At 63.1% G+C, this 21,051-nt stretch carries 19 protein-coding genes; 4 read left to right on the plus strand and 15 right to left on the minus strand.

The features are described from left to right. Window position 1 precedes the first annotated feature (1 nt). Window positions 2-475: an Lrp/AsnC family transcriptional regulator gene (locus M2395_RS26080; RefSeq protein ID WP_011064366.1), complete on the minus strand. Its 474-nt coding sequence runs from the start codon at window positions 473-475 to the stop codon at window positions 2-4. A gap of 159 nt (window positions 476-634) precedes the next feature. Between M2395_RS26080 and M2395_RS26085 the strand changes: the two genes are divergently transcribed. Further along, on the plus strand, window positions 635-1,249 hold the full coding sequence (locus M2395_RS26085; RefSeq protein WP_015637564.1) for a LysE family translocator: 615 nt from the start codon (window positions 635-637) through the stop codon (window positions 1,247-1,249). Window positions 1,250-1,422: 173 nt separating this feature from the next. On the opposite strand, the gene M2395_RS26090 is transcribed toward M2395_RS26085, so the two are convergent. The 6 genes from M2395_RS26090 to M2395_RS26115 all read right to left on the minus strand — a co-directional run bounded on the left by M2395_RS26090 (window position 1,423) and on the right by M2395_RS26115 (window position 9,091). After that, window positions 1,423-3,573 (minus strand): hypothetical protein, encoded by a 2,151-nt coding sequence (locus M2395_RS26090; RefSeq protein ID WP_123431145.1) that lies wholly within the window; start codon window positions 3,571-3,573, stop codon window positions 1,423-1,425. Then, window positions 3,560-4,762 carry a DUF3142 domain-containing protein gene (locus M2395_RS26095; protein ID WP_123431146.1) on the minus strand — a complete coding sequence of 401 codons (1,203 nt, stop codon included), beginning with the start codon at window positions 4,760-4,762 and terminating at the stop codon, window positions 3,560-3,562. Before M2395_RS26095 ends, M2395_RS26090 begins: the two co-directional genes overlap by 14 nt. Window positions 4,763-4,978: 216 nt before the next feature. Beyond that, window positions 4,979-7,018, minus strand: coding sequence for a pyridoxamine 5'-phosphate oxidase family protein (locus M2395_RS26100; protein WP_077934977.1), 2,040 nt, complete (start codon window positions 7,016-7,018; stop codon window positions 4,979-4,981). Between the two features lie 23 nt (window positions 7,019-7,041). Further along, window positions 7,042-7,671, minus strand: a complete 630-nt coding sequence (locus tag M2395_RS26105; RefSeq protein ID WP_011064371.1) for a glutathione S-transferase family protein — start codon at window positions 7,669-7,671, stop codon at window positions 7,042-7,044. 126 nt (window positions 7,672-7,797) lie between these two features. Next, window positions 7,798-8,700 (minus strand): LysR family transcriptional regulator, encoded by a 903-nt coding sequence (locus M2395_RS26110; RefSeq protein ID WP_011064372.1) that lies wholly within the window; start codon window positions 8,698-8,700, stop codon window positions 7,798-7,800. 70 nt (window positions 8,701-8,770) lie between these two features. Further along, complete coding sequence (locus M2395_RS26115; protein ID WP_011064373.1) at window positions 8,771-9,091, minus strand: hypothetical protein; 321 nt, start codon at window positions 9,089-9,091, stop codon at window positions 8,771-8,773. 351 nt (window positions 9,092-9,442) lie between these two features. Here M2395_RS26115 and M2395_RS31700 point away from each other — a divergent pair, with 351 nt between their 5' ends. From M2395_RS31700 to M2395_RS26130, 3 genes are all read left to right on the plus strand, one after another. Continuing rightward, window positions 9,443-10,669, plus strand: coding sequence for a PAAR domain-containing protein (locus M2395_RS31700; RefSeq protein WP_015637569.1), 1,227 nt, complete (start codon window positions 9,443-9,445; stop codon window positions 10,667-10,669). Window positions 10,670-10,674: 5 nt separating this feature from the next. After that, entirely contained in the window at window positions 10,675-11,136 is a 462-nt protein-coding gene (locus M2395_RS26125) for a hypothetical protein (RefSeq protein WP_011064375.1), read from the plus strand. A 281-nt stretch (window positions 11,137-11,417) separates the two neighbouring features. Continuing rightward, on the plus strand, window positions 11,418-11,804 hold the full coding sequence (locus tag M2395_RS26130; protein ID WP_015637570.1) for a hypothetical protein: 387 nt from the start codon (window positions 11,418-11,420) through the stop codon (window positions 11,802-11,804). 93 nt (window positions 11,805-11,897) lie between these two features. Here M2395_RS26130 and glmS read toward each other — a convergent pair whose 3' ends face one another. The 8 genes from glmS to M2395_RS26170 all read right to left on the minus strand — a co-directional run bounded on the left by glmS (window position 11,898) and on the right by M2395_RS26170 (window position 21,044). Beyond that, the gene (gene glmS / locus M2395_RS26135) at window positions 11,898-13,730 is read right to left on the minus strand and encodes a glutamine--fructose-6-phosphate transaminase (isomerizing) (protein ID WP_019095991.1); all 1,833 of its coding nucleotides are present in this window, start codon (window positions 13,728-13,730) and stop codon (window positions 11,898-11,900) included. Between the two features lie 10 nt (window positions 13,731-13,740). Further along, window positions 13,741-14,511, minus strand: coding sequence for a DeoR/GlpR family DNA-binding transcription regulator (locus M2395_RS26140; RefSeq protein ID WP_169892547.1), 771 nt, complete (start codon window positions 14,509-14,511; stop codon window positions 13,741-13,743). A 160-nt stretch (window positions 14,512-14,671) separates the two neighbouring features. Further along, complete coding sequence (glmU, locus tag M2395_RS26145; RefSeq protein ID WP_015637572.1) at window positions 14,672-16,039, minus strand: bifunctional UDP-N-acetylglucosamine diphosphorylase/glucosamine-1-phosphate N-acetyltransferase GlmU; 1,368 nt, start codon at window positions 16,037-16,039, stop codon at window positions 14,672-14,674. Between the two features lie 116 nt (window positions 16,040-16,155). Then, window positions 16,156-16,581: a F0F1 ATP synthase subunit epsilon gene (locus M2395_RS26150; protein ID WP_011064380.1), complete on the minus strand. Its 426-nt coding sequence runs from the start codon at window positions 16,579-16,581 to the stop codon at window positions 16,156-16,158. Between the two features lie 45 nt (window positions 16,582-16,626). Next, window positions 16,627-18,003 (minus strand): F0F1 ATP synthase subunit beta, encoded by a 1,377-nt coding sequence (gene atpD / locus M2395_RS26155; RefSeq protein WP_011064381.1) that lies wholly within the window; start codon window positions 18,001-18,003, stop codon window positions 16,627-16,629. A gap of 27 nt (window positions 18,004-18,030) precedes the next feature. After that, entirely contained in the window at window positions 18,031-18,891 is an 861-nt protein-coding gene (gene atpG / locus M2395_RS26160; RefSeq protein ID WP_011064382.1) for a F0F1 ATP synthase subunit gamma, read from the minus strand. A gap of 50 nt (window positions 18,892-18,941) precedes the next feature. Beyond that, complete coding sequence (atpA, locus tag M2395_RS26165) at window positions 18,942-20,486, minus strand: F0F1 ATP synthase subunit alpha (protein WP_011064383.1); 1,545 nt, start codon at window positions 20,484-20,486, stop codon at window positions 18,942-18,944. 21 nt (window positions 20,487-20,507) lie between these two features. Beyond that, entirely contained in the window at window positions 20,508-21,044 is a 537-nt protein-coding gene (locus M2395_RS26170; RefSeq protein WP_011064384.1) for a F0F1 ATP synthase subunit delta, read from the minus strand. Between the last annotated feature and the right edge of the window lie 7 nt (window positions 21,045-21,051).

Below are 21,051 nucleotides of genomic sequence, written 5' to 3' on the forward strand. Positions count from 1 at the left end.
TTCAGCCCGGTAGATGCCCCAATGGCAGGGGCCCCGGGGTTTTCACCGTGTGAATCGCGAAGTTGCTGCGGATGTCGCTGACCCCGGGGATCTTCAGCAAGTGGCCGGTCAGAAAGCGGTCATACCCACGCAGGTCCGGGACCACCACTTGCAGCAGGAAATCCGATTCACCCGATACCAGGAACGCCGAGATCACCTCCGGCAACTGCAATACCGCCTGGCGGAAGGCTTCGGCCTCGGCATCGTTGTGTCGCTCCACCTTGACCCCGACGAACACGGTCAGCCCCAGGCCCACCTCGTCGCGGTCCAGGGTGGCCTGGTAGCCACGGATCACCCCGGCCTCTTCCAGCATGCGCACCCGGCGCAGGCAGGGTGACGGCGACAGGCCGATCTCTTCGGCCAGTTGCACGTTGCTCAGGCGACCATCGCGCTGCAGCGCGGCGAGGATCTTGCGGTCATAGGCATCAAGTTTCATGTTTGGCATATCCAGATGGTGATTCCGTTCATTAGTGGAACATTATGCCAATTTCAGCTTTCCCGTTGGTTGATTACGCAAGCACCTGCCCTGGCCTGTGGCCCTAAACTGGGCGCACCAACTCGACAACGAAGGGGGTGCAAGGTGGCGCAACTGTGGATGTATTTCCTGGCTCTGGCGGTGGTCTACCTGCTGCCCGGCCCCGACATGATCCTGCTGCTGCAAACCGGCGCCCGCCAGGGCAAGGCCCAGGCTCTGGCCACCGCGCTGGGCCTGGCCCTGTCCCGCGGCTGCCATGTGGCCCTGGCCGCGCTGGGCCTGGCCGCGCTGTTCAAGGCCGCGCCCTGGACCTTCGACCTGGTACGCCTGGCGGGCGCCGCCTACCTGCTGTGGATTGGTATCCAGTGCCTGCGGGCGAACCTGTTGCCCAACCTTGAGCCCGGCACCGCCGCAGCCACGCCCCTGCGCTGGCGCGAGGCGATCCAGCGCGGCCTGTTGACCAACCTGCTGAACCCCAAGGCATTGCTGTTCTGTTCGGTACTGCTGCCGCAGTTCGTCGATCCCCAGGCCGGTGCGGTGGTCCCGCAATTCATGACCCTGGGGGTGCTGCTGGTGGCCGTGGGCGGCCTGTTCGACTGCTGCTACGCCCTGGCCGGTGCCGGGCTGGGCCGCTGGATGCAGCGCAGCCCGTCGGCGCAACGAGTGCAGCAATGGCTGTTCGGCAGCCTGCTGATCGGCTTCGCCCTGCGCCTGACGTTCGTCCAGCAGGCCTGACGGCACCTGTAGCCGCTGCCGAGCCTCGGCGAAGCTGCGCGAAGGTCCGCAGGACCTTGCCTGGCGATCCCGGGCAAAATGTTCACCCCAGAAATCGCCGCGACCGCTGCATCGGAGTGCCGCCCAGCTCGTACGCAGCCTGCGGCAGCGGCTACAGGATCCTGGGCACGCTTTTATGTCGCCTTGTGCGAGGACACCGCGCGGCGGCGTCGGAACAGGTAGGCCGCCCCCAACAGCAGCACGCCGGCACCGGCGCCGGCAGCCAGCCTGTGCTCGGCCACCGCGGAACGGGATGCGTCCAGCCACTGGGTCAGGTAGCGCTTGTTGGCACTGCCGAAGTCCGGTTCCTCACAGTTCATGCCGAAGTTGCCGGCCCACTCCACAAAGGGACCGTTCTGCACATAGCGCCGGTAGTACTCGATCTCGGCATCGCTGCCCCGGGTCCAGCGCGCCGCCTTGCACAGCACCGCGGCATAGGCCTGGCTGGTGTGGGGCAGGAAGTCCGCCGCCTGGTTGCCCAGCTCGCCGGCCACGTAGCGATAGTGGTAGCGCACATCGGGTTCGGCAGTGGTGGCCTGCTGGCGCTGCACTTCGTCGGCGCTGATCAGCGGGCCGGCCTGTACCGGAGGGATTTCCAGGCTGTAGCTGCCCCACAGGCTGTGGTAGTCCGGACCCATCTCGTAGCCGAGGATCTCCATCCCCGACGCCCGTGCCAGCTTGCCCGCCTGGTAATAGGCCTCGGCTCGCCGTGTTGGCAGCCAGGCCGACTCGGCGCTACGCCGGTACTCGCCGTAGGCCTTGGCGATCGCCTGGCGCTCGGGGGTGTAGAAGTAGCCCCAGCCCTCTTCGTAGCGGCCCTCGCGCAACAGCCGCCGGCCCAGCAGTTCGCGCACCTGGGCGGCAATCGGCAGGCTCTCGTAGTAGGCATCGGGCTGCTGGGGGACGAGCGGCGGCGCCGGAACCTGGGCGTCGACGAAACGCTTGAGTTCATCCAGGGTCAGCACCCGCTCAGCCACGGTTGCCGCGTCGTGCCAGTAAATGTCGCCACTGCGGTAGAGCAGCTCGAACGCCTGCACATAGTCGCCACGGTCCAGGGCCAGCACGGCGCTTTCGCCTTCTACCCGGCAGCCCGGCTTGAGGTCTTCGTAGTTGCCGTCGTAGTCACCGCGAAAGCCCCAGCTCTCTTCCCGGGGGAAAGCCGCGGCGGCCTTGGCATAGGCCGCGGCAGCCGCCACCTTGTCGCCGTTGCGCACGGCCATCTTGGCCCGCAGCCACCAGGCCAGGCCGCCGTCGCCGGCGTGTTCGAGCAACTGCTGGGTGGTGACGAAATCGCCGTTCTGGTAATTCAGCGCCGCCAGGCGATCGGCGTTGTCGAAAGTGCCGGCGGTGCCCTGGCTCAGCAGCTTGATCAGTTTCACCCCGGATTCCGGCCGTTCGCCGAAGGACCAGCCCAGGTGCGAGACCAGCGAAGCGGTGAGCAAGCGCGCCACCGAAGGCTGCTTGAGCTGCTCGCGCAACTGCGCGTCCGACAGGCCGCCCAACTCCCCCACCACCTGCTTCAGCGAGCTGTAGCCGACGTCCGAACCCATCAGGTTCTGGCTGGCATACAGGTCGATGGCCTCGCTCCAGTGGTTCTGGTTCTTCAGAATGCGCGCCTCTTCCCCCAGGCTGGCGATGCCCAGCTCCAGGGGATCGCTGAAACCGTCGATATTCAATTGGCGGGTCTGGGCGAACGCCTGGCGCGCCGCCAGCAAAGTGTCGCTGCGCCCCTGATCATCCAGCTCGTTGGCTTCTTCACTGATGGCTTGCAGGGCCCGGCCCAGGGAATAGGCGGCCCAGGTACTGCGCAGCGCCCGCTGCTCGGCGGGCAGCGCCAGCACCTTGCGGAAATACTCCGCCGCCAGCTCATGATCCCCGGCGCTGAAGGCCACCGCGCCCGCGGTGTAGAGGTTGATCTCCGGCGGCAAGCTGGCCCCTTGCTGCTCCGCCAGGCGCGGGTCATTGAGCGTGCGCAACTGCCTGACCAGGGTTTTCTGGGCGTCGTCCAGCCCTTGCTGTTCGGCCCAGTTACGCTCCTGCACCTCATAGCTTTCAGGCAGGTTGTAATCGCGGCTGAAGCCATCCTGGACGACTGGCTTGAGCCCGACGATGGGCTTGCCCAGGCGGCTGACCTCGAACAGGAAACTGCCTTCCGGCAACTGCGCCAGGGTCTGCGGGCGATCCCCCAGCAGGCGCATGGGAAAGGTCGGGCCGCACGCCAAGGCCGGGGCCAAGGGCAGGCACAGGCTCAGGCACAGCAGGTAGCGGGATCTAGGGACGAACATGTGCAGCTCCTTGGTCAATTTTTGTACAGCGGGCCCAGCCCACGGCCCGGGTGCCGCCCGCCGCCAGACGGCCGGCCTGCTGGCGGGTCAATAGCAGCTGGCCGTCACGCAGCTCGGCGGCATAACCGCCCAGCCCGTCGAATCCGTCGCATTGGGCAACGGCCAGGGTCAGTTGTTCAGGCAAAGGGCGGTCGAGATTGCCCGGGTTGTCCAAGCGGATATCGAAGAGACCGTCCTGCTCCTGCAGGCTGATGCCCAAGCGGCTGTCCAGCACGTCTCCACGGGCCACCGCGCGCAGGGTATCCAGGCTCCAGGCGCGGACATCGCCCTTGAGCGGCAGGCGAAACCAGATCAGCCCGGCCAGATGGGCCGGCGGATCATTGCGCAGGGTCTTGGCCAGTTGGCTCAGTTGCTCGGGGTCGGCCATCAGCTCCCGACGCTGGCCCCGGCGCGCAATGGGCGCCTCGCTTTCCACCACTGGAGCCTGGGCGGTGCCGGGCAGCAAGGCCACGCCGTAGGCAGGCAGGGCCAGGTAGAACGGCTTGTCGCTGACCCCAGCCCAGCGCCTGGCCCATTGTTCAGCCTGGTACGGGTCGAACAGCCCGCGCCGGGGGTCGCTGACCGCATGTACCTGGAGCACGCTGCTGTCGACCTGAGCCAGCAGCCCGGGCAACTCGCGGCTGTCGAGCCAGGCGGGCAGCGCGGTGATGCTCAGGGCCAGCTGCTGCGGCAGCACCTCGCGCAGCCGCCGCAGGAGCCCGGCATAGGCCGGCAGCCGGGCGCTGCCGGCATCGTGGTCGATCTCCAGGCCGGCCAGGGTCAGGCCCTGCCCTTGCCAGTCGGCCAGCAGTTGCTGCACCTGCTGGAGGATGTCGTCCTGGTTCAGGGACGGCAGTTGGCCATCCAGGCGCACCACCGCAATCAGTGGGCGACCGTCTTGCTTGAGCAAGGCGGCGTCGATCCGCGCCCGGCTCCAGCCGGCCTGTGGAAAAGCCTGCAGGGCCAGCACCCGGACGGTGGAAAAGTCCGCCCGCGAGCCTGCCAGGGCGTCGGCGTGGGCCGGGGTCCACTGGCGTTGCCAGATATAGAGCTGCTGATCCAGGGGCGGCCCCTCTTCATGACGACAGGCATTGAGCAGCAGCCCGCAGACCAGCACGGCGCAAAGACGGAGCAAAAACCGGGGGAGCATGAATCGTTGATTCCCTTTAACGCAAAAGCCCCGGAATACCGGGCGCCATACACCTGATCGACATCGCCTGTAGCCGCTGCCGGGCCCGCGAGGCAGCGAAAAGAACCGCAGGGCCTTCCCCCCTCACTTACAACCCGCAGCTACTGCGACAAAGCAGCCGCCAGCCTACGCAGCAGCGCGGTTGACAGCAATCGCCGCAAGGAGTTTTTCCCGCTTCTACAGGTCCAGCACCAACGCTGGCACCAGGTTATCCACAGCCGCCGGCACCGCGCAGCAGATCAGTACCTGCCCCGGATCCGGTAACTGTGCAGGCACCTGTGGATAATTCACCTGGCCGCTGATCAACCGAGTCTGGCAAGTGCCGCAGGAGCCGCCACGGCAACTGAATGGCGGATGCAGGCCGGCACTCTCCGCCAGTTGCAGCAGGCTGCCGCTGGCCGGCTCCCAGGACAGCTCCCGGCCGGCCTGCTGGAACCGCACCGCCACGGCCCGGGTGGCGGCAGGCGGTTGGGCAAAGGGCACGGCCTCGGGGTCCGGCCGGCGGCGCAGGGTCGAAGGGCCGAAGGTTTCGGCATGGATCTGCCGGTCGTCGATATCCAGGTCCCGCAGGCTGTCGTACAGGCCCTGGGTAAAGGCCCCGGGGCCGCAGAGCACGAAGTCTGCGCGGTCAAGATCCAGGTCCGGTTGCGCCAGCAGCAGTTGCACATCGATGCGCCCGCAATGATCGAAGCCAGCACCCGGCCGGGCCCCGGCTTCCGGCTGGCTGAGCAGGCGCAGCAGCCGCACTGAATCCCCAGCCTGCGCCAGCAGGGTTTGCAGCTCCTTGGCAAAGGGTTGCTCGGCAAGCGTGCGCGAACCCTGGATCAACCAGGTGGGCCGGGTATGCCGGGTGCGCAGGCCTTGGTACAGCACCTCCCGCAGCATCGACAGCAACGGTGTGATGCCGACCCCGGCCGCCAGCAGCACCAGTGGCTGTGACGACAGCGCATCGGCAGTGAAACGCCCCTGTGGGGCGCGGGCCTGCAGCAAGTCGCCGACCTTGAGTGCCTGATGCAGGTGGCGGGAAACCTGGCCCTCGCGCTTGACGCTGATACGCAGAAAATCATCGGAAGGCGCGCTGGACAGGCTGTAGGTGCGAATCAGCGGCTGGCCGTCGAGCACGACCTGCACGGGCAGGTGCTGGCCGGGCACAAAGCTCGGGGCGCCGGCTGCATCCGCCGGTTCCAGGTAGAAGGAGCGAATGCTGCTGCTTTCGTCTTCGATCCGGGTCACCCGCAATGGCCGCCACTGCTGGCCCAGGGCCGTGGCGCGCAGCCGAGCCTCGGCTTGCGGCCAACTGCCGGTCAGCAGGCTGTTGGGGGAAAAGCCCTGCAACTGCCAACGCAGGGACAGCGCCGCCGGGCGCCGTACCAGCCGCTCCACGGTAAAGCGCCACAACCGCTCGGCGCCCTGAAAGGCCTTGACCAGCGGCCCGTCGTGGATGATTTCGGTGCGGCCGCTGAGCTGCAGCAGCTCACCGCTGTGAAAGTCGATGAACAACAAGCCGGCCCGGGGGTTGAGCAGCAGGTTGCCCAGGGTGTTGAAGTGCAGGTTGCCGGCAAAATCCGGGATGGTCAGGCAATTGCCCTCGACCCGGACGAACCCGGCCTGGCCGCCACGGTGGGACACATCCACCGAGCGCTGGCCGTCCAGGTCGACGTAGCTGGCGACAAAGAAAGTGTCGGCGCCACCGATCAGGGCCCGAGCCTCAGGATCCAGGCCGTCGCGATACTGTGCCGGCCGGCTGGCGGGGTCGCTCAAGGCCACCTGCTGCAGCTCGCGCTGCTGGATGTATTGCGGGCAATTGCCGAACGCCTGTTGCACCGTCACGCTGAAGCCGTGGCGGTCCACAGCACTGACCCGGCCATTGAGGCGGTTGCGCCGCCGGGTGTGCAGTTCAATGCCCAGCAAGCCCAGGGCCGCACCTTCCTGCAACTGCACGGGGTCGTCGGCGGCCGGCAGGCTGCCCAGGCGCAGCCGGGTCGCCTCGGGGGCCTGGGCGAAACCGGGCGGGCCTTCGAGAATGCTCGCCCAGGGGTTGCCCTGGGCATCCACCGCGCCCACCAGGATGAACGGCAACTGCCCGTAGAACTGCCGGTGCTGATCCGGCATCGCCTGGCGGATCACCTTGGTGCCAAAGGCCTCCATGCGCTCGGCCACTCCGGCCCGGGCTTGCAACTGCCGCTCGCCGGCATGCCAGGGGGAACTGCTGCTCATGGTGCTGCCTCCGCAGGTGCGCCTCAGGCGCTTTTGAGCCCCGCCGCCGTGGACGGCATGGGCACGAAGCCCGGCAAGGCCTCGATCCGCGCCAGCCAGGCCCGCACATTGGGATAATCGGCCAGGGACACGTTGCCCTCCGGCGCGTGGGCGATATAGCTGTAGCCGGCGACGTCAGCGATGGTCGCCTGTTCACCCACCAGGAACGGCCGGTTCGCCAGTTCCTGGTCCATGACCTTGAGCAGGCCGTGGGCCCGGGCAATGACCTCCTCGGCATTGAAGGTGGCGCCGAACACCGTGATCAGTCGCGCCGCCGCCGGACCGAAGGCGATCGGCCCCGCCGCCACCGACAACCAGCGCTGTACCTGCGCCGCGCCCACCGGGTCGGTGGGCAACCAGCGGCCGCGGCCATAGCGTTGCGCCAGGTACACCAGGATCGCGTTGGAGTCCGCCAGCACCGTGCCCTGGTCATCGATCACCGGTACTTGGCCAAAGGCGTTGAGGGCCAGGAACTCGGGCTGCTTGTGGGCACCCTGGGCCAGGTCGACAAAGATGGTTTCGGTAGGCAGGTCCAGCAGCGACAGCATCAGCTCGACGCGGTGAGCGTGGCCGGACCGGGGAAAGTTGTAGAACTTGATGGGAAGCAGGGACATGCTCGACTCCGCAGGCTGGGACGCGGTCGAAGGGCCGCGCTGGCAGGGCCATCTTGGTCCATGACGCAAAACAACAGAATCACCAGAAATCGCAATCCGGCATTTCAGCCAGTGCAATAAAGCTGATCAAGTATTGAGCGATGGATGCTCGCGCAGGGCCTGCACGGCGAAATCGACAAAGCTGCGTACCCGCGCCGGCGCCTTGCGACCGCCCTGGTACACCACGTGGATCGGCAAGGGCGGCAGCTCGAAATCCGCCAACACGATCTGCAACTGGCCGGCAGCGACCTGATCGGCCACCTGATAGGACAGCACCCGGGTCAGGCCCAGCCCCAGGCAGGCGGCACTGATGGCGGCCTGGTTGGCGCTCACCAGCAGCCGCGGTTCCGGGCGCAGGCTCAGAGCGCGCCCGGCGTCGTTGAATTGCCAGTGGCGCGCCTGGCCGGTGGAGGATGGCGCAATCAGCGGAGCCTGGCGCAGGTCATCGGGGTGCTGGGGGCAACCATGGGCCGCCAGGAATCCGGGGGCTGCACAGACCACCCGGCGCACCTGGCCTACTCGGATGCTGTGCTGGCCGCTGTCCGGCAATTCGCCGATGCGCACCGCCACATCGATGCCTTCATCCACCATGTTCGCCACTCGGTCCACCAGCAAGGCGTTGATGCTGACCTGTGGATAACGTTGCAGGTAACGCACCAGCAGCGGGGTGACGAACAGATCGCCGAACAGCACCGGCGCAGTCAGGCTCAGTTGCCCCCGTGGCTGGGCGTGGATGCCGGCGGCCGAGGCCTCGGCATCCTGCACCTCGGCGAGAATGCGTCGGCAGTCCTCCAGATAACGTTGCCCGGCTTCGCTCAGGTGCACCTTGCGGGTGGTGCGTACCAGCAACTGGGTGCCGATGCGCTGTTCGAGGGCTGCCACGGCCCGGGTGACGCTGGCCGCCGACAGGTTAAGGCGCCGCGCAGCCGCGGCGAACCCCTGCTCCTGGGCGACACAGACGAACACCTGCATTTCCTGAAACCTGTCCATGTCTTATCTCACCTGGCAGCGCCCGCCCGACAGGCGCCCCGCACGCGCAGCATAATCCACGGCCACGACGTCAGGGAGCGCACCAGGTCTGCACCTCGTGCTTGTCGAATCCAGGGCAACGGTTGGTTTTGGCAATCAACCGGTAAGGTTGGTCTTGGGCGTAGGAAAAATAGAAGTAGTACTGCTGATCTTCACCGTATAGCCAATAGGAAGAGGAACCCTGGTTGATCAGGGTCGGTTCAAAGGTCCAGATGGACGATTCAGCAGGAATGAAATTGGTTCGGTCCATCAGCAGCAAGAGGCTGTTGGAGAGCACTGGGGTCAGGACTCCCAGGCCCAGGACAGCCACCATCAGAACGATCATCCATCCATGAATCAGGCGAAGTGTCATTGGTTTTCCATTAGCGCGCTAAAAAATTCCGGCCTGTGCACAAGTCGGGATTCGCCGGGGCGTCCACTGGCACTCGCAGTGGATTCGCAGAACCAAAACTGTCGCACAAAAATAACGCTCTGATTTCAATTGTTTTTCGAAGATCCAACGCGGACAGGCGAGCAAGGACAAGGGTGCACCCCAGCCGTTTGGTTCCTTCCCGCCGGCGGCGTGAAGCGCGAGTGGTCCCCTGTGACGACAGACTGCCTTCCAGCTCTTGCCGCGCCCCCGGTTACTCTTTGATAATCCGCCGCTCGGGCCACCCACTGGCCCCAGGGAAGATGCGTATCGCATCGCAGGCGGAGTCTCAGCATGGATGTACAGGCCGCAGCGCGGTTGGGCGACGACATCGCCCATGGATTCGGAGTTGCTGCCATGCTCGCCGGCGCGGTCGCAGGCGCTCTCATTGGCGCGGCCATCATTGCGGCGACCGCGGCAACAGGCGGCCTGGCGGTGGTGATCCTGGCGGGTTCGGTCGCCGCCGGTGGCCTGTCGATGTTCCAGCTGGTGAAGGGGCTGTCGACCATCTTCGATCTGCCCGAGCCAACCACCGGTGAACTCATAAGGGGCAGTCCCAACGTATTCGTCAACTTGCGCAATGCCATGCGTGCCGGCGAGGACGTGTCCAGTTCCTGTACCGGCTTTCCCGTGGCGCATCCCCCCTGGCCCTTCCCGGTCACCATCGCCGAAGGCAGCGCTACCGTGTATATCAACGGCAAGCCGGCGGCGCGACTGAGCAGCAAGATGACCTGCGGCGCGCATATCAAGTCGGGTAGCCCGAACACCTTCATCGGCGGTCCGACGCTGCAGGTGGAATTCGTGCTGGATATCGAGGGCTGGCTGCATACCGGCCTGGAGGCGCTGGGCCTGGTCGCCGCCGCCGGCGCGCTGGTGCTGGCCGCCATGGCCGGCCTCGCGGCCCTGCTGACCACCGTGGCGGTGGGGGCCGCGATCTATGGCGGCATGGAGTTGCTGGGCCAGCTCGGCGACCGGCTCGGCCCGGGCTACCGCGACCTGCTGCAAGGTATCGCCGGCCTGGCGCTGCTCGGCGCCGGGCCGAAAATGGCCAAGTTGAGCGCCGAACGCAATGCCGCGCGACTGGCCAACCAGTCGCAGGTGCTCGAGGTGCGCACGGCCGCCCAGGTCAACGAGGCGATGGTCGCCGAGGGCAACTTGCCGGCTTGGCTGGAAGGCACCCAGGTCAAGACCGAAATAGTGCCACCGGGAAGGCAATACCAGATGGTCGTCGCCAAGGGCCAGGCCGAAGCCATCATGCAGGGCAAGCCAGCCTTCGGAGGTTTCGCCGCCCCCGAGCCGATTCCCAGCCAGGCCTACGCTCGGGATAAACTGGTGATCCTCGATCGATTCAAGACAGACGTATCCCATGTGATCACCGTCGAAACCACCGCACCGCAAAAGATTCACAGTGGTATCACCGGCCCGCTGGAGAACTACAAGGGCGGCGTGCAGCAGGTGGAGTTCGTCGGTGACAGGAATCTGAAAATTGTCGGCACGCCTGGTGTGCTGCCTGTGGAGTGAAAGTTGTGATTAGTGATTTCGAGCGGATCCGCGAAGACGGCAAGGTCATCGACGAAAACATGACGGTGGACCAGATGATCGCCCTGGGGTGGTCTCCTTGCCGGGTCGTCGAGGCTCGCTGGCGCTGGCAGGAACAGCTCCTGAGCGTGGTCAACAGCCGCGGCCTGCTGGCGATCGTGGTGCCGGATCGGCAACACCTGGCCATCCTGTGGAACGATGACGATACGGGCGTGGCCGCAACCCTCTACGTGGTCTCCGGCGACCGCCAGCAACAGATCAGGATTGCCGACCAGTTACTGATCAATGGCCAGCTCGAAGCAGGTATCTACAGCTGGTTCGAGCAGTTCCCGCAGGTTTCGCCCAGCATCTTTACCTGCATGTTCAGCCGTCAGCGTGACCAGGCAATGTTCAGGGTGGATATCGACGCGTCGACTGGCGACATTGTTTCGATACAGCATTCGCGCTGAGCGCTGTTCAGCACCGCCACGCCTGAGCGACGAGCGCTGCAGGCAGGCAAAGGGAAATAACAAAGAGGGGAGCTTGGCTGGGCTCCCCTCTTGCTGTGTCAGCTTCGATGATCCAGGACCATCACTTGAGTGATAGTGAAGATTAAAGACTGTCTCGCCAGCCCAAGGAAATATCGCCCCGAATGCTGTCGCGGAATTGTTTCCTACTGATGCTGGCAGCGGCATGGCGCTGAGATGGGCTTGCCATTTTGGCAACCCATCACAGTAGAGAGAGGCCTGATATGCCCACTTTGAATCCTGCAATCACACTGGTCGGCAACCTTGACCAATTCAACCATGATGGTTTCGAGATCGAAGCCATGAACTTCCTCTTCGATCGCCTTGATCGTGGCAACCTGACGGTGGATGGCGAGCCCCTGTACATTGGCAATCAAGCTGTCCATCACTACACCTGGCGCGACAAACAACGTAACCGCACCTGCTCAATGTTCTACACGTATGGCAATACCCCGAGCAGTCATCTTTCGGTTTATGGCCTGGGCAAACACGTTGGTGACAGCGACAAGGAATACGCGCTCTACACCTGGATCGACAAGAAAGAACAGCTGTACACCCTGGCCCCAACCCGCAGCGATTCACGCTTTCGCTCGCTGCTAGCGCCCAACTGAGTCGGCGCCATGTGAAGCAGCCCCCTGCAACAAGGCGCTCATCTGGAGCGCCTTGTTGCAAGAGCGAGCACCTGGGCGGTCACTGTGGATAACTCACTCCACGGTCACCGACTTGGCGAGGTTGCGCGGCTGGTCGACGTCGGTGCCCTTGAGCACGGCCACGTAGTAGGACAGCAGCTGCAGCGGGATGGTGTAGAGGATCGGCGAGAGGATGTCGTGGATGTGCGGCATCTGGATCACGTGGGTACCTTCGCCATTGGTCATGCCGGCCTGCTCGTCGGCGAACACGATCAGTTCGCCGCCACGGGCGCGCACTTCCTGCAGGTTGGACTTGAGCTTTTCCAGCAGCTCGTTGTTCGGTGCCACGGTAACCACCGGCATGTCGTTATCCACAAGCGCCAGGGGGCCGTGCTTGAGCTCGCCGGCCGGATAGGCTTCGGCGTGGATGTAGGAAATCTCCTTGAGCTTGAGCGAGCCTTCCATCGCCACCGGGTACTGGGCACCACGGCCGAGGAACAGGGTGTGGTGCTTGTCGGCAAACAGCTCGGCCGTTTTTTCCACCACGCCATCCATGGCCAGGGCTTCGCCCAGGCGGATCGGCAGGCGACGCAGCTCTTCCACCAGCTCGGCTTCCACGCCGGCGGCCAGGGTGCCACGTACCTGGCCCAGGGACAGGGTCAGCAGCAGCAGGCCCACCAGTTGGGTGGTGAAGGCCTTGGTCGAGGCCACGCCGATCTCGCGACCGGCCTGGGTCAGCAGGGTCAGGTCCGATTCACGCACCAGGGAGCTGATGCCGACGTTGCAGATCGCCAGGCTGGCGAGGAAGCCCAGCTCCTTGGCATTGCGCAGAGCGGCCAAAGTGTCGGCGGTTTCGCCGGACTGGGAGATGGTCACGAACAGGGTGTCGGGCTGCACCACCACCTTGCGGTAGCGGAACTCGCTGGCCACTTCCACCTGGCAGGGGATGCCGGCCAGTTCTTCCAGCCAGTAACGGGCGACCATGCCGGCGTGGTAGCTGGTGCCGCAGGCGACGATCTGCACATTGCGCACCTTGGCGAACAGCTCGGCGGCTTGCGGACCGAAGGCCTGGACCAGTACCTGGTTGGCACTCAGACGGCCTTCCAGGGTGCGCTGCACCACGGATGGCTGCTCGTGGATTTCCTTGAGCATGAAGTGGCGGAACTCGCCCTTCTCTGCCGCTTCGGCGCCGTCGCGGTACTGCACCGCTTCGCGTTCCACGGCCTTGCCGTTGATGTCCCAGATCTGCACGCTGTCGCGGCGGATTTCGGCGATATCACCTTCTTCCAGGTACATGAAGCGGTCGGTGACCTGGCGCAGGGCCAACTGGTCGGAGGCGAGGAAGTTTTCCCCCAGGCCCAGGCCGATCACCAGCGGGCTGCCGCTGCGGGCCGCAACCAGGCGGTCCGGCTGGCTGGCGCTGATCACGGCCAGGCCGTAGGCACCATGCAGCTCCTTGACGGTGGCCTTGAGGGCCTTGGTGAGGTCTCCCAGGTCCTTGAGCTTGTGGTTCAGCAAGTGGGCGATGACTTCGGTGTCGGTGTCCGAAGTGAACTCGTAACCCAGGGCGCCGAGCTGAGCGCGCAAGGCTTCGTGGTTCTCGATGATGCCGTTGTGCACGATCGCCAGGTCGCCGGAGAAATGCGGGTGGGCATTACGTTCGCATGGCGCACCGTGGGTGGCCCAGCGGGTGTGGGCGATGCCCAGGCGGCCGACCAGCGGCTCACTGGCCAGGGCCTGCTCCAGTTCGCTGACCTTGCCCGGGCGCCGCATGCGCTCCAGCTTGCCGGCATTGGTATAGACCGCCACACCGGCGCTGTCGTAGCCGCGGTATTCGAGGCGCTTGAGGCCTTCCAGCAAAATGGCGGTGATATTGCGTTCAGCAACGGCGCCAACAATTCCACACATGGTTTCTCTCCTAGCTGACAGCCGCGCAAATCAGAGTTATGCCGCGGGCCTGGATCTGGTCGCGGACCTCTAAGGGCAGGCGATCATCGGTAATAAGGGTATGGACGCTGCTCCACGGCAGCTCCAGGTTGGGAATCTTGCGGCCGATCTTGTCGGATTCGACCATCACCACCACTTCCCGGGCCACTTCGGCCATGACCCGGCTCAAACCCAGCAGTTCGTTGAAGGTGGTAGTGCCACGGGCCAGATCGATTCCATCGGCACCGATAAACAGCTGGTCGAAGTCGTATGAGCGTAGAACCTGCTCGGCCACCTGGCCCTGGAAGGACTCGGAATGCGGGTCCCAGGTGCCGCCGGTCATCAACAGCACCGGCTCGTGCTCCAGCTCGCTCAGGGCGTTGGCCACATTCAGCGAGTTGGTCATGACCACCAGGCCAGGCTGCAGGCCCAACTCGGGGATCATCGCGGCGGTGGTGCTGCCACTGTCGATGATGATCCGGGCATGCTCACGGATACGCTGCACCGCAGCGCGGGCAATGGCCTGCTTGTAGAGGGATACGGGCTGGCCAATATCGCTGACCAGTTCCTGGGGCATGGTGATCGCTCCACCGTAGCGGCGCAGCAGCAAGCCATTGCTCTCCAGAGCGGCCAGGTCCTTTCGAATCGTAACTTCAGAGGTTTCGAAACGCTTGGCCAACTCGTCAACGCTCACTTCGCCCTGTTCATTGAGCAAGGCGAGGATATTGTGGCGACGTTGAGGTGTGTTGCGTTTTGACATGATGGCTTTAAGTTTCGATTCGAAAGATAACGGAAGCAATAAAAACCCAAGATCGAAACTTCGTCAAGCGCGCAGGTGAAAAAAATCGCCGGCAAGCCGGCTCCTACAGACGGGTGTAAGAGCCAGCTTGCCGGCGAACAGGGTTCCGCGGTTGTGGATAACCTCAGTCCTTCTTGATCTTCTCCGGCCGTTTCCAGCCGTCGATGTTCTTCTGCCGGGCGCGGCCGACCGCCAGTTGAGCCGGGGCCACATCCTGGGTGATGGTGGAACCGGCAGCCGTGGTGGCGCCGGAGGAGATATCCACAGGTGCTACCAACGAGTTGTTGGAGCCGATGAACACGTCTTCGCCCATGATCGTCTTGTGCTTGTTCACCCCATCGTAGTTGCAGGTGATGGTGCCGGCGCCAATGTTGGTGCGCGCACCGATCACCGCGTCGCCCAGGTAGGTCAGGTGGCCGGCCTTGGCACCCTGGCCCAGGTGGGCATTCTTCAGTTCGACGAAGTTACCCACATGAGCCCTGGCTTCCAGCACGGTACCGGGACGCAGCCGGGCGAACGGACCGGCATCGCTGCCCTCGCCCATCACCGCGCCATCGAGGTGGCTGTTGGCCTTGATCACCGCGCCCTTGCGCAGGGTGCTGTCCTTGATCACGCAGTTGGGACCGATTACCACGTCGTCCTCGATCACTACCCGGCCTTCGAGAATCACGTTGATGTCGATCAGCACGTCGCGGCCCACCGTGACTTCGCCGCGTACGTCGAAGCGTGCCGGGTCGCGCAAGGTCACGCCCTGGGCCATCAACCGGCGGCCGGCCCGCAGCTGGTAGTGCCGCTCCAGCTCGGCCAGTTGCTTGCGGTCGTTGGCGCCCTGCACTTCCATGGCGTCGTGGGGCTGCTCGGTGGCGACGATCAGGCCGTCGCTGACCGCCATGGCGATCACGTCGGTGAGGTAGTACTCGCCCTGGGCGTTGTTGTTGGACAGCCGGCCGGTCCAGTCGCCCAGGCGCTTGCCGGGCACTGCGAGAATGCCGGTGTTGCCTTCGGTGATGGCGCGAGTGGCTTCGTCAGCATCCTTCTGCTCGACGATGGCGACGACTTTGCCGTCGGCATCACGAACGATGCGCCCGTAGCCGGTAGGGTCGTCCAGCTCGACGGTAAGCAGGCCCAGTTGCTCCGGCCCCACCTGCTTGAGCAGGCGCTGCAGGGTCTCGACTTCGATCAGCGGCACGTCGCCGTAGAGGATCAGCACCGTGTCAGCAGTGATAAAAGGCACGGCCTGGGCCACCGCATGGCCGGTACCCAGTTGCTTGTCCTGCAGCACGAAATTCAGGTCGTCGGCGTCCAGCCGCTCGCGCACCGCATCGGCACCGTGGCCGATCACCACATGGATACGCTGTGGGTCGAGTTGCCGGGCGCTGTGGATAACATGCCCGAGCATGGAGTTGCCGGCGACCGGGTGAAGAACCTTGGGCAGCGCCGAACGCATGCGGGTGCCCTGGCCTGCGGCGAGGATAACGATTTCGAGAGACATGACTGGCTACCAATCCTGGAAGGTCAGACTGCGACCAAGAGGGGGGGTGAATGGCGGAAAATAAAAAGGGTAGCCGAGGCTACCCTTTTTAATCAATCACACAGAAAGCCTGCGACTTAGCCGCCGAACTTCTTGCGGATCTGCTGGACGGTACGCAGCTGAGCTGCGGCCTCGGCCAGACGTGCAGCAGCAGAACCGTAGTCGAAATCTGCGCCTTTTTCATTCAGGGCCTTCTCAGCAGCCTTGACGGCTTCCTGAGCGGAGGCTTCGTCCAGGTCGGCAGCACGTTGCACGGTGTCGGCAAGAACCTTGACCATGTTCGGCTGAACCTCGAGGAAACCACCGGAGATGTAGAACACCTCGGCTTCCCCGCCCTGCTTGATCAAGCGGATCGGACCTGGCTTCAGGTTGGTGATCAGCGGTGCGTGACCCAGAGCGATACCAAGATCACCCAGTTCACCGTGCGCAACCACCATCTCCACCAGACCGGAGAAGATTTCCCCTTCCGCGCTGACGATATCGCAATGGACTGTCATAGCCATCTGCTTGCCTCAACCTAAATTAGCGCCCGTTGCCGGGCGCCGGGATTACAGTTTCTTGGCTTTCTCGATCGCTTCGTCGATGCCGCCGACCATGTAGAACGCTTGTTCTGGCAGGTGGTCGTAGTCACCGTTGAGGATGCCTTTGAAGCCAGCGATGGTGTCTTTCAGGGAAACGTATTTGCCTGGAGAACCAGTGAAGACTTCAGCCACGAAGAACGGCTGCGACAAGAAGCGCTGGATCTTACGAGCGCGGGATACCAACTGCTTGTCGGTTTCCGACAGCTCGTCCATACCCAGGATCGCAATGATGTCCTTCAGCTCTTTGTAACGCTGCAGTACGTACTGAACGCCGCGAGCGGTTTCGTAGTGCTCGTTGCCGATCACGTTCGGGTCCAGCTGACGGGAAGTCGAGTCCAGTGGGTCTACCGCTGGGTAGATACCCAGGGAAGCGATGTCACGGGACAGAACGACGGTGGCGTCCAAGTGGGCGAAGGTGGTCGCTGGCGACGGGTCGGTCAAGTCGTCCGCAGGTACGTATACCGCTTGGATCGAGGTGATCGAGCCTTGCTTGGTCGAAGTGATACGTTCTTGCAGAACGCCCATCTCTTCAGCCAGGGTCGGCTGGTAGCCTACTGCGGAAGGCATACGGCCCAGCAGTGCGGATACTTCGGTACCGGCCAGGGTGTAACGGTAGATGTTGTCGACGAACAGCAGAACGTCGTTACCTTCGTCACGGAACTTCTCGGCCATGGTCAGGCCGGTCAGGGCTACGCGCAGACGGTTTCCCGGCGGCTCGTTCATCTGGCCGTAGACCAGTGCCACTTTGTCCAGAACGTTGGAGTCCTTCATCTCGTGGTAGAAGTCGTTACCCTCACGAGTACGCTCACCCACACCGGCGAACACGGAATAACCGCTGTGCTCGATGGCGATGTTACGGATCAGTTCCATCATGTTTACGGTCTTGCCTACACCGGCACCACCGAACAGACCGACTTTACCGCCCTTGGCGAACGGGCAAACCAGGTCAATTACCTTGATCCCGGTTTCCAGCAGGTCGTTGCCGCCTGCCTGTTCTGCGAAGGAAGGTGCTGGACGGTGGATGCCCCAACGCTCTTCTTCACCGATAGGACCGGCTTCGTCGATTGGGTTGCCCAGTACGTCCATGATCCGGCCCAGGGTCGCTTTACCGACCGGTACGGAGATGGCTGCGCCAGTGTTGTTGACGTCCAGACCGCGCTTCAAGCCTTCGGTGGAGCCCATCGCAATGGTACGCACCACGCCGTCGCCCAGCTGCTGCTGAACTTCCAGAGTGGTTTCGGCGCCTTGAACCTTCAAGGCGTCGTAGATGCTCGGTACGCTGTCGCGTGGAAATTCCACGTCGATAACGGCGCCGATGATTTGAACGATACGTCCGCTACTCATAGCTGGATCCTCTGAATATTTGAACCGTTAAACCGCGGCAGCGCCGCCGACGATTTCCGAGATCTCTTGGGTGATCGCAGCCTGACGCGCCTTGTTGTAGATCAGCTGCAAATCGCTGATCAAATCACCGGCGTTGTCGGTAGCGTTCTTCATTGCGATCATCCGCGCCGCTTGTTCAGCTGCGTTGTTCTCGACCACCGCCTGGTAGACCTGCGACTCCACGTAACGGACCATCAAGCCGTCCAGCAGCTCCTTGGCATCCGGTTCGTAGAGGTAGTCCCAGTGGTGCTTGAGTTCTTGATCCGGGGTTGCCTCCAGTGGAATCAACTGCTCCACGGTCGGCTGCTGGGTCATGGTGTTGATGAACTTGTTGGATACCACGGACAGGCGGTCAATCCGGCCTTCCAGGTACGCATCCAGCATCACCTTGACGCTGCCGATCAGATCATTGATCGACGGCTCTTCACCCAGATGGCTGATAGCTGCAACGACGTTACCGCCGAAGTTGCGGAAGAAGGCCGCACCCTTGCTACCGACCACACACAGATCGATCTCGACGCCTTGTTCGCGGTTTACCGCCATGTCCTTGACCAGGGCCTTGAACAGGTTGGTGTTCAAGCCACCACACAGACCACGGTCACTGCTCACCACAACGTAACCGACGCGCTTGATAGCACGGTCGATCATGAATGGGTGACGATATTCCGGGTTGGCGTTGGCCAGATGACCAATAACCTGGCGGATGCGCTCCGCATAAGGACGGCTAGCAGCCATGCGCATTTGTGCCTTGCGCATTTTGCTGACCGCCACTTTTTCCATGGCGCTGGTAATTTTTTGCGTGCTTTTGATGCTCGCAATCTTACTGCGAATCTCTTTTGCGCCTGCCATGTAACACCTATCAGGTTAGCAAGCGGGAGCCTTGCGGCTCCCGCTGCGGCTTACCAGGTTTGGGTGGCTTTGAACTTCTCGATACCGGCTTTCAGGCCAGCGTCGATTTCGTCATTGAAGTCACCCTTCACGTTGATCTTCGCCATCAGGTCGGCGTGATCGCGGTTGAAGTAAGCAATCATGGCCTGTTCGAAGCTACCAACTTTGGCAATCTCGACGTCCGTCAGGAAGCCACGTTCAGCGGCATACAGGGACAAGGACATGTCGGCGATGGACATCGGCGCATATTGCTTCTGCTTCATCAGCTCGGTAACGCGCTGACCATGCTCAAGTTGCTTACGGGTCGCTTCGTCCAGGTCAGAAGCGAACTGGGCGAATGCCGCCAGTTCACGGTACTGAGCCAGAGCGGTACGGATACCACCGGACAGCTTCTTGATGATCTTGGTCTGAGCGGCACCACCCACACGGGATACCGAAACACCGGCGTTCACAGCAGGACGGATCCCGGAGTTGAACATGGCCGATTCCAGGAAGATCTGACCGTCGGTGATGGAAATCACGTTGGTCGGAACGAACGCGGAAACGTCGCCAGCCTGGGTTTCGATGATCGGCAGAGCGGTCAGGGAACCGGTCTTGCCAGTCACTGCGCCGTTGGTGAACTTCTCTACGTACTCTTCGGAAACGCGGGATGCGCGCTCCAGCAGACGGGAGTGGAGATAGAACACGTCGCCTGGGTAAGCTTCACGGCCTGGTGGACGGCGCAGCAGCAGGGAAATCTGGCGGTAAGCCACTGCTTGCTTGGACAGATCGTCATAAACGATCAGCGCGTCTTCACCGCGGTCGCGGAAGTATTCGCCCATGGTGCAACCGGAGTACGGAGCCAGGAATTGCAGTGCTGCAGATTCCGAAGCGCTCGCTGCAACGATGATGGTGTTAGCCAGTGCACCGTTTTCTTCCAGCTTGCGAACCACGTTGGCAATGGTCGATTGCTTCTGACCGATAGCCACGTAGACGCAGAAAATGCCGCTGTCTTTCTGGTTGATGATCGCGTCGATCGCCAGAGCGGTCTTACCGATCTGACGGTCACCGATGATCAGCTCACGCTGGCCACGGCCGACTGGGATCATGGCATCGACAGCCTTGTAGCCAGTCTGTACAGGCTGGTCTACCGACTTACGCCAGATCACGCCTGGAGCAACTTTCTCGACCGCGTCGGTCTCGGTGTTGTTCAGCGGACCTTTGCCGTCAACTGGGTTACCCAGTGCGTCGACTACGCGACCCAGCAGTTCCTTACCAACCGGAACCTCCAGGATGCGGCCAGTGCACTTGGCGCTCATGCCTTCAGCCAGACTGGTGTACGCGCCCAATACAACGGCACCTACGGAGTCTTGCTCCAGGTTGAGGGCCATACCGTAGACGCCGCCCGGAAACTCGATCATCTCGCCGTACATAACGTCGGCCAGACCGTGAATCCGCACGATGCCGTCAGATACGCTGACGACAGTGCCTTCGTTACGGGCTTGGGAGGTCACATCGAGCTTTTCGATGCGGCCCTTGATAATTTCACTTATTTCGGAAGGATTGAGTTGCTGCATTGCTCTGCTGCCCCTTCAAACTCAAGATTTCAATGCTTCGGCAAGGTTCGCGAGTTTGCCGCGAATCGAGCCATCGATAACCAGGTCGCCGGCGCGGATTACGACGCCACCAATAAGGCTGGCATCCTCCGCAGCGTGCAGTCGCACTTCCCGGCCGAGCCGTGCACTGAGAACCTTGGCGAGTTTGTCTTGCTGTTCTTGGTTCAATGCGAACGCACTGGTCACATCCACATCCACCGATTTCTCTTGCTCGGCCTTGTACAGGTCGAACAGAGCGGAGATCTCCGGCAACAGCAGGAGACGGTCGTTTTCGGCGGCAACGTGAATGAAATTCTGTGCCTGTGCATCAAACTTGTCGCCACACACTTCGATAAAAGTGCTGGCCTTTTCTGCGCTCGTCAGTCGCGGGGCCTTAAGCACGCGCTGCATGGTGTCATCTTGTGACACCGCTGCAGCCAGGCCGAGCATGGCTGACCAAGAGGCCAGCTGCTGGTGGGCCTGAGCGTGCTCGAAGGCCGCCTTAGCGTAAGGTCGGGCCAACGTGGTCAGTTCTGCCATGATCGCC

The sequence above is a fragment of the Pseudomonas sp. BIGb0176 genome (genome assembly GCF_024810175.1).
In the GTDB taxonomy this organism is placed as follows: Bacteria; Pseudomonadota; Gammaproteobacteria; order Pseudomonadales; family Pseudomonadaceae; genus Aquipseudomonas; species Aquipseudomonas protegens.

Excerpts from the sequence above, each read along its gene's own strand:
- M2395_RS26115 (WP_011064373.1), bottom strand. The coding sequence starts at position 9,091 with ATGACACTTCGCCTGATTCATGGATGGATGATCGTTCTGATGGTGGCT.
- M2395_RS26150 (WP_011064380.1), bottom strand. The coding sequence starts at position 16,581 with ATGGCTATGACAGTCCATTGCGATATCGTCAGCGCGGAAGGGGAAATC.
- M2395_RS26080 (WP_011064366.1), bottom strand. The coding sequence starts at position 475 with ATGAAACTTGATGCCTATGACCGCAAGATCCTCGCCGCGCTGCAGCGC.
- M2395_RS26100 (WP_077934977.1), bottom strand. The coding sequence starts at position 7,018 with ATGAGCAGCAGTTCCCCCTGGCATGCCGGCGAGCGGCAGTTGCAAGCC.
- glmU (WP_015637572.1), bottom strand. The coding sequence starts at position 16,039 with ATGTCTCTCGAAATCGTTATCCTCGCCGCAGGCCAGGGCACCCGCATG.
- atpG (WP_011064382.1), bottom strand. The coding sequence starts at position 18,891 with ATGGCAGGCGCAAAAGAGATTCGCAGTAAGATTGCGAGCATCAAAAGC.
- M2395_RS31700 (WP_015637569.1), top strand. The coding sequence starts at position 9,443 with ATGGATGTACAGGCCGCAGCGCGGTTGGGCGACGACATCGCCCATGGA.
- M2395_RS26090 (WP_123431145.1), bottom strand. The coding sequence starts at position 3,573 with ATGTTCGTCCCTAGATCCCGCTACCTGCTGTGCCTGAGCCTGTGCCTG.
- M2395_RS26130 (WP_015637570.1), top strand. The coding sequence starts at position 11,418 with ATGCCCACTTTGAATCCTGCAATCACACTGGTCGGCAACCTTGACCAA.
- M2395_RS26170 (WP_011064384.1), bottom strand. The coding sequence starts at position 21,044 with ATGGCAGAACTGACCACGTTGGCCCGACCTTACGCTAAGGCGGCCTTC.
- M2395_RS26105 (WP_011064371.1), bottom strand. The coding sequence starts at position 7,671 with ATGTCCCTGCTTCCCATCAAGTTCTACAACTTTCCCCGGTCCGGCCAC.
- M2395_RS26095 (WP_123431146.1), bottom strand. The coding sequence starts at position 4,762 with ATGCTCCCCCGGTTTTTGCTCCGTCTTTGCGCCGTGCTGGTCTGCGGG.
- M2395_RS26110 (WP_011064372.1), bottom strand. The coding sequence starts at position 8,700 with ATGGACAGGTTTCAGGAAATGCAGGTGTTCGTCTGTGTCGCCCAGGAG.
- glmS (WP_019095991.1), bottom strand. The coding sequence starts at position 13,730 with ATGTGTGGAATTGTTGGCGCCGTTGCTGAACGCAATATCACCGCCATT.
- atpA (WP_011064383.1), bottom strand. The coding sequence starts at position 20,486 with ATGCAGCAACTCAATCCTTCCGAAATAAGTGAAATTATCAAGGGCCGC.
- atpD (WP_011064381.1), bottom strand. The coding sequence starts at position 18,003 with ATGAGTAGCGGACGTATCGTTCAAATCATCGGCGCCGTTATCGACGTG.
- M2395_RS26085 (WP_015637564.1), top strand. The coding sequence starts at position 635 with ATGTATTTCCTGGCTCTGGCGGTGGTCTACCTGCTGCCCGGCCCCGAC.